6 protein-coding genes and 1 pseudogene are annotated in these 6845 nt (G+C 44.8%); 2 read left to right on the top strand and 5 right to left on the bottom strand.

Translation table 11 applies throughout. From position 1 onward, the window contains the following. Positions 1 to 353, top strand: a 353-nt coding sequence (gene pnuC, locus ACWJAO_RS12980) for a nicotinamide riboside transporter PnuC (protein ID WP_449140555.1), incomplete at its 5' end; no start/stop codon positions are given. Between the two features lie 148 nt (positions 354 to 501). Here pnuC and dnaA read toward each other — a convergent pair. The 5 genes and pseudogenes from dnaA to ACWJAO_RS12955 all read right to left on the bottom strand — a co-directional run. After that, the gene (dnaA, locus tag ACWJAO_RS12975) at positions 502 to 1917 is read right to left on the bottom strand and encodes a chromosomal replication initiator protein DnaA (protein ID WP_287828982.1); all 1416 of its coding nucleotides are present in this window, start codon (positions 1915 to 1917) and stop codon (positions 502 to 504) included. 310 nt (positions 1918 to 2227) lie between these two features. Beyond that, a complete protein-coding gene (locus ACWJAO_RS12970; RefSeq protein ID WP_144151875.1) occupies positions 2228 to 3127 on the bottom strand; it encodes an MlaD family protein in 900 nt (299 codons plus the stop codon). A gap of 50 nt (positions 3128 to 3177) precedes the next feature. Next, positions 3178 to 4500, bottom strand: a complete 1323-nt coding sequence (locus ACWJAO_RS12965; protein WP_449140554.1) for an N-acetylmuramoyl-L-alanine amidase family protein — start codon at positions 4498 to 4500, stop codon at positions 3178 to 3180. 55 nt (positions 4501 to 4555) lie between these two features. Further along, the gene (gene folB / locus ACWJAO_RS12960) at positions 4556 to 4933 is read right to left on the bottom strand and encodes a dihydroneopterin aldolase (RefSeq protein WP_449140553.1); all 378 of its coding nucleotides are present in this window, start codon (positions 4931 to 4933) and stop codon (positions 4556 to 4558) included. A 67-nt stretch (positions 4934 to 5000) separates the two neighbouring features. Then, positions 5001 to 5459: pseudogene (locus ACWJAO_RS12955) on the bottom strand (adenosylcobalamin-dependent ribonucleoside-diphosphate reductase); the annotation flags it as partial. Between the two features lie 370 nt (positions 5460 to 5829). On the opposite strand from ACWJAO_RS12955, the gene ACWJAO_RS12950 reads away from it, so the two are divergent. Next, positions 5830 to 6567, top strand: a complete 738-nt coding sequence (locus ACWJAO_RS12950) for a nitroreductase family protein (RefSeq protein WP_287875621.1) — start codon at positions 5830 to 5832, stop codon at positions 6565 to 6567. The last annotated feature ends 278 nt before the right edge of the window (positions 6568 to 6845 follow it).

Here is a 6845-nt window from a genome sequence, read left to right as displayed (position 1 = left end):
ACCAGAAGGAGAAAGAAAAACTTCCGATTACCTATATGAAGAAGTCGCTCTATCTCCCTACTCTTCTGTTCTTCCTGGCAGCCTGGGGCATCACCTATTATATACTGATAACTTTCACCAACTCTACAGTTCCTCTGCAAGACAGTTTCACCAATGCCCTGAGCTTTGTGGGTCTCTGGGCGCTGGCACGCAAATATATCGAGCAGTGGTTCTTCTGGATTATCGTAGATGCCGTTTGCTTCTATCTCTATATCATCAAAGGCATCCCATTCAAGGCAGGACTTTACGGTCTCTACGTCATCATCGCCGTAGCCGGATACTTTAAATGGAAGAAGATGATAAAAAAGAGTTGATAGTTAATAGTTCAGATATTATAGACGGAAAAAGGAAGCCAAGGCAAAAACAAACTTGCCAGGCTTCCTTTATTTCATTTATATAAACAAGAACCACTATACCAAGGTTCCGCGCTTAAACTTATCCTATCAGCGAAAAGCACATCCTTTATGCCCTTTTCACCTTTAATCCGTTTTCGATACTAACCAGTTCATCGCTGAATCCAGCATCAATCTTCAGTCTTTCTTCCACTTTAGAACAACTGTGGATAACTGTGCTATGATCGCGATTACCAACAAGTTTGCCGATTCTCGAAGCAGGCATTTTGGTATATTTCTGTGCCAGATACATCGTTACCTGTCTTGCCACTACATAATCACGCTTACGGCTCTTGCTGTTCACGGCAGTAACCGTTACATTATAATGATGGCAAACCGTTTCAACGATGTCATCGATGGTGAGCGGCTTATCATCGACCTTCACCGCACGCTTGATGACGCGCTCGGCAAGACGGATATCAATGCTGCTGTTATAAACGATGCTGTAAGCCAGAAGACCATTGATGGCTCCCTGCAAATCGCGCACACTTCCGTTACAGGTCTGGGCGATGAAAGAGATGACATCTACCGGAATCTTCAAACCGTCACGACGGATCTTATTGCTCAGGATATCCACACACAACTGGATATTCGGCTTCTCCAACTCGCAGACCAGACCGCAAGAGAAACGGGTGAGCAGACGGTCTGGCATATCCTTCAACTCTACCGGAGGGCGGTCGCACGCCAGGATAATACGCTTTCCGTTGCGGAAAAGGTGGTTGAAGATATGGAAGAAGGTGTTCAGCGTCTTCGCCTTACCAGCCCACTCCTGGATATCATCCACAATCAGCATATCGATAGACTGATAGAAGTTGATGAAATCATTGCTCGCATTATGGAGCACGGCATCAGTATACTGGGTCTGGAAAAGACGGGCACTCACATAGAGCACACGCTTCTGAGGATACATCTGCTTCGCTTTCAGGCCGATGGCATTTACCAGATGCGTCTTACCGCTACCCGAAGGTCCGTAAATGAACATTGGGTTAAACTGGGTGGTATTGGGATGCTCGGCAATAGACAATCCTACGGAACGAGGCAGCTTATTGCTGTCACCCTCCATATAATTGTTGAAAGTAAGCTTCGGGTCTAACTGCGTATCAATGTCTTCCTGCTGCTGGGGAGCGGCAGGCTGGGCAGCCGTCTGCTGGGCACGCTCACGAGTTTGCTTTGCCATATCAGCATCGTCTGGATCTGCCTCTATATCTTGAGAAAGCTTATGCTCCTTATCGGTTACAACACGATAAGTGAGACGGATTCCTTCACCAAAATTACGATGCAGCACCTTACTTAACAAGTCAACGAAGTTCTGTTCCAAGTACTCGTATACGAACGGACTCGGAACCTGCACCAACAAAGTCTTTGTCGACGGCTTGTACGATTCAAAGACGATTGGCTTGAACCATGTGTTATATTGCTGCTCTGTTACATTGTCCTTTATGAGCAAAAGACTGTTGTCCCAGAGGGCTTTTGGACTTGCTAACATTGATTACTAATATTATTAATACTTTAATTCACAAATGACGGGACGCACCAAAAGATGCGAAATCACGTGCAAAGTTACAAAAAAAATAGGAGAAATGCAAATCTCCTTATTTAAAACATTTTAATAGATAGACTTTAAATTACTGAATACCAAACACTTGTCTAAAATACAAATATAGCAGACTGAAATTCAGTGAAACAATAATGTAACGTCCCCGAAACGGCTAACAAACAAACAGTTTGCGAGTCATTTCGGGGCGTGAAACATACCGAATCTTATTTAGACTAAATTTATTTAGCTTTGACTCTTTTTACTTGTCTTTTCTGCCGAAAACAGAGAAATGGACATAGCGTTTCGGATGTGCCTTCAAGTCGATAACCAGAGAGTCGGCATGACTCATGGTTGACGTCAGATTGTCGTACAGCTTGGTATCGTTCATCAGCAATCCGAGGCTGCCCTGGTTACTGTTCAGCTTCTCAGTAAACTGATGAGCACTCTCCAAAGTCTGGTTCACCTTGTTCAAAGTGCCCTGCACATCAAGACTGGCCAGATTAGCTGTGAGGCGGTTGGTATTATCCAGCACGCCATTTGCCTTTCCAATCATACCCGGAACCTGCTTGTTGAGTCCTGCCATCAGGGTATTCAGTTCACGTGTAGAAACGGTGAGGTTGCTTGTAATGGTTTCCACATTATGCAGCGAAGCAGCCAGAGCCGGGTCAGCCAGCAGCGCATTCACGCTGGTAAGGATAGAATCCAACTTAGGCAACATCTTTTCCACTACCGGAACCAGGTTGGCAGCCTTATCCATCATGCCTCCATTTACAGCACCCGGAATGATACCACCCGGTTCTACTCTTTCGCGCGGATTGTTTGCCAGAAGCAGATTCACCTGCAGGTTACCCATCAGGTCTTTTACTATTTCGGCTTTACTGCCCTGCGGGATTCTCAAATCCTTGATAATATCCACCTTTACTTTGATAGGACCATTCTCCTTGTAATCATATTCCAAACCATCCACGGTACCGACCTTATAACCATCCGCATAAATAGGCGTAGAGGCACCCAGTCCCTGGATGTCATCAAACGTCATATAGTAGGCGTTGTTGGTAGAAAACAGATTCATGCCTTTCAGAAAATTGATTCCGAAATACATAACCAAAATACCGACAATAGCTACAAGAGCTATCTTGATTTCTTTTGTTAGCTTCATATTTATCTCTTTATATATTCGTGCTTATATCTTATCCTTACTCAGGTCAATCAGCGGTTTCTGTTCTGTTTGAACTCACGTATCGCCTGATTCACATCATATTTCTTTCCATTCTTGAAAGCTATGATGAAAGCTTCCGGGAACTTCTCGGCAAGCGTCTTGCGCAAGCGGAAAATCTCATTATAGTTGGTAGAGGCTCCCATCGTATATTTCACCATATTGCCTTCCTGATAACTGTCATAACCGGTTTCGCCCTTAAAATGGGCATCGCCCTTGCGGAGCGTGCGGTTGCTGACAAATATCTGAAGCTTGAAGACAGGCGCATCGGCTACATTGGCTTTCTGCTGAACCGGCTTGTTCTGCTGAGACGTTCTGTTCTGCTGCGTCTGTCTGCTCTGCTGAGCCGGCTTATCCTGCTGGTTCTGTCTTCTGTTCTGCTGAACCGTTCTGGCTTTTTCCGCTCTGGTTTCCACATGCTTCACCATTCTTCTCGGAGCAGTATCCACTTCCTCTGCACGGCGCTCATCCTGCTCCTGCTTCGTATCAGAAACGATCTTGGCAACCGACACCGATTCGGTATCTGCAGCACGATAAGGAACCGAGATGGATTTATCGTATTTATTGCGATATTGCGCAAAACCTTCGTAGATGCCTCGGGCAATATCATCCACCCTGCTGGCATCGTTGAGCAGTCTTTCTTCGTCAGCAGTAGTGATGAAACCGAGCTCTATCAGACAGCTAGGCATCGAAGTTTCTCTGAGAACCAGGAATCCAGCCTGATGCACGCCCTTATCCGGACGGTTGGCACTGTTGCATACCTTTCGCTGGATATTGCGCGCAAGTTCTACGCTTCTTTCCATATTCTTACCCTGTATGAACTCGAAGATGATGTAACTCTCAGAAGATCTTGGGTCGAAACCCTGATAGGTCTGCTGATAGCCCTTCTCCATCGAGATAACGGAGTTCTCTCGCATAGCCACATCGAGATTATCCTTGGCACGGTGCATACCGAGCGTATAGGTTTCAAAACCGCGGGCTATCTTACCGGCTGGCAGCGCATTGGTATGTACCGAGATAAACAGGTCGGCATTGGCGCGGTTGGCGATGTTGGCACGCTCCTTCAGAGGAATGAAGACATCCGTCTTGCGGGTATAGATAACTCTCACATCCGGCATATTGCGCTCAACATATTTGCCAAACTGCAATGCCACAGAGAGATTGATATTCTTTTCTTTGGAAATAGCACCAAGTGCACCCGCATCATGACCGCCATGACCTGGGTCGATAACGAGCGTGAAACGGCGGTTGGCGCCTGTCGCTGTCAGCACCAACATACACAATAGGGTCAATATGAGTGTTATTTTCTTCAACATATCTTTCTGATGATTTTGCAAAATTACTACTTTTGTATCAGAAAACCTAAATCTACTATAAAGTTTTATCATTTGTTAATACAACTTCTACCCCTGCACCATCACAGTCTGCTCCAAAAGGAGGATTAACTTTGGTAATGGCGAGTTGTATTTTCTGAATAGTCGGATATTCTGCAAAGAGTCGCTTTCCTATCCTTCCGGCTACATGTTCCAGCAGTTTGCTAGGTATCTCCATCTCCTGTTTCACGAGTTCATAGAGTTCTGCATAGTTGAGGGTTCCAGCCAGTTCATCGGTTTCCATGGCTCTGGAGAAATCATAGCTGACATTCAGATTCACCACATAATCGTTGCCCACCTGGGTTTCCTGTGGCAGAACGCCGTGATAGGCATGGAAACGGACGTTCTTTAAGTATATCTTACTACTAAAAAGCATAGTTTATATCAGTTTCAGCCTTGGGGGATTAGGATTCGGAATCGCTATCATCGTAAAGTTTCATCAGGCTGCCGTCCTTCAGATATCTCTTCAGGGCTGTCACAACACCTTTCTTCCAGGTATTGATGTTATCTGAAGTAAGCTGGAGCTGATAAACGAGTTTGATGACATGTTCGATAGGCATACGGTAGCGCAGCACACCGGAAATCAGCTTGGCATAGTTCCAGTATTCAGGATTAAACTTCTCGCTCAATCCCTCAACCGTAATCTTATAGCCTCGCTTGTTCACAAACTGGAAGTCGTATCGCTTCAAGCCTCCGTCCAGAATAGTCTTCACAATCTTGCCTTTGCTTACAGATTTAGGCAGCATGATACCCTCGTCCTCATCCTGCAAACCCGTGAAGATTTCGTATGGATGACCATCGAGCAATCCTACCAGAGCCACCCATTTCTCCTTATTATTCTGGAATCTCACCACATCGCATTCCAGTTCTCTAGGTCTCACCTCCATCACTTCAGGAGAGAAAACAGGAAGATGAGTTTCCTCTGAAACAACATTGGCTATCTGATCATAGAGTTTATTCCAATCAGACTGTTCTACATGATAATTCTGATGAAGTGTTGCCAGATTAGCATTCAATTCATCTATAAGAGCCTTGGAAGCCTCTTCAAAAGTCATATTTTCAGTATATTTCATATCAAACGTTTCATATTTAGGTGCAAAATTAAACTTTTATTTCTAAAATCTGAAACGTTTTGGCATATATTTCACTAAAAAAGCGAAAGAAAGACAACTTTTTGGGAAACTTTCACTAACTTTGCAGCAAAAATAGGGTTCTGAAATGGAACAGAACTCCTATATATATAATAAGGTATAATGATAAAATAAAAAAGATATGGAATCGATTAAGAACAGAACAAGCATCAGAAAATATGCAGAGAAGGAAGTATCTGAAGAACTCCTGAACCGCCTTTTGGAAGAGGCAGAGCGTACCCCGACAATGGGAAACCTGCAGCTTTACAGCGTTGTGGTAACAAGAAGTGAAGAAGGAAAGAAGGCGCTGGCGCCAGCCCACTTCAACCAGCCGATGGTAACAGAAGCCTCTGTCGTCCTCACCATCTGTGCCGATTATCGTCGCACAACCCTCTGGGCAGAGAACCGCAAGGGAACCCCGGGCTATGACAACATTCTCTCTTTTATGAATGCAGCTACCGATGCCCTTCTCTTTACCCAGACCTTTACCAATCTGGCAGAAGAAGCCGGTTTAGGCACCTGTTTCCTGGGAACTACGGTTTATATGCCAAAGATGATCATCGACACTCTGAAGCTCCCTAAGCTCGTAATGCCAGTAGCCACATTGACCATCGGATGGCCGGCAGAACATCCAGCCCTGAGCGACCGTCTCCCTCTGCGCAGCATCATCCACCACGAGCATTTCGAAGATTACACCCCAGAAAAGATAGATGACTTCTATGCAGAGAAGGAAGCTCTTGAAGAAAACAAGGAGTTTGTACGCATCAACAACGTAGAGACCCTAGCCCAGGTTTTCACCGACATCCGATACACAAAGAAGGATTGCGAGGCGATGAGCGTTGGGTTTATCGAAGCCCTCAAGCAACAAGGATTTATTTAAAGAGGGTGTGTCATAAGTCTAGATAATGGCAGCAAGGTCGGGCTGAAAGCCCAAAAGCTCCTAGCCCAGGGCATCGCCCTGGGTAATGTTGACAAAAAGCAAAGTCGCCCTGAAAGGGCAAAAGCTTTCAATATCAAAGCTTTTGCCCTTTCTATTATATTTGCACTTGGAAAAATAAAGAGGTAAAAATCTTTATATCTGCAAACTTTTGTTAACTTTGCAGAATAAATAGATAAGTACAATAAAAAAAGAAGAATACTCCATATCCAGCGTTAACC

The organism is Segatella sp. (assembly GCF_977051555.1).
Note: the sequence above shows the minus strand (reverse complement) of the source record. Positions and strands in the feature narration are given on the sequence as shown.

Coding starts and splice junctions, on each gene's coding strand:
- dnaA (WP_287828982.1), bottom strand. CDS start 1,917: ATGTTAGCAAGTCCAAAAGCCCTCTGGGACAACAGTCTTTTGCTCATA.
- ACWJAO_RS12970 (WP_144151875.1), bottom strand. CDS start 3,127: ATGAAGCTAACAAAAGAAATCAAGATAGCTCTTGTAGCTATTGTCGGT.
- ACWJAO_RS12965 (WP_449140554.1), bottom strand. CDS start 4,500: ATGTTGAAGAAAATAACACTCATATTGACCCTATTGTGTATGTTGGTG.
- folB (WP_449140553.1), bottom strand. CDS start 4,933: ATGCTTTTTAGTAGTAAGATATACTTAAAGAACGTCCGTTTCCATGCC.
- ACWJAO_RS12950 (WP_287875621.1), top strand. CDS start 5,830: ATGGAATCGATTAAGAACAGAACAAGCATCAGAAAATATGCAGAGAAG.